This is a genomic window from Pseudomonas sp. 32_A, from assembly GCF_017490905.1.
Taxonomy (GTDB): domain Bacteria; phylum Pseudomonadota; class Gammaproteobacteria; order Pseudomonadales; family Pseudomonadaceae; genus Aquipseudomonas; species Aquipseudomonas inefficax.
The window spans coordinates 1-548 of record NZ_JAFGYI010000151.1; the positions used below are offsets into that span (position 1 = coordinate 1).

Below are 548 nucleotides of genomic sequence, written 5' to 3' on the forward strand. Positions count from 1 at the left end.
GCTTGCCGTCGCTGCCGGTGTATTCGTGGGTGACGCTCAGGTGGTGCTCGCGGAAGCGCTGCAGCAGGTCGGTCTGCTGGCAGGTGGTGCCTTCCAGCTGCGTCTTCAGGCCGTTCTCGAACTTGGCGCGGGCGCCCAGGTCCATCTGGTCCAGGCGCAGGCTGGAAATCGCGTAGCGGTAATACAGCATCTTCTTCGCCGGGTCGAGTTGCACGCTGTTGAGGGTGGTGACCTTGTCCACCTTGTGCGGCAGGTTGGTGCGGGTGACCTGGTCGAAGTAGGTCACCGAGTCCTGGAGGAACTTGGCTTCATCGGCGGCCTCGTCGGCCTGTACGACGACGCTGGCCAGCATCACCATCGACCCGCAGACCCTGAATTGCGCCAAGAGCTGATCCCCCGCCCCATGAGTCGCGCCGACTACCACCAGGAACACGCCCAGCGCGCCGAGGCCGAAGCCCGGCGCCTGCTGGCCGAGCGCGAGGCCATGGGTGCGCGCTGGCTGCCCTGGGTGGCCACCGAGCTGTACCGCCTGACGCCGCCCCACTACG

1 protein-coding gene is annotated in these 548 nt (G+C 67.0%); it reads right to left on the minus strand.

The features are described from left to right. Nucleotides 1-385: hypothetical protein (locus J5M58_RS26030; protein WP_243432557.1), on the minus strand; the 385-nt coding region annotated here is incomplete at its 3' end. Nucleotides 386-548 lie beyond the last annotated feature (163 nt).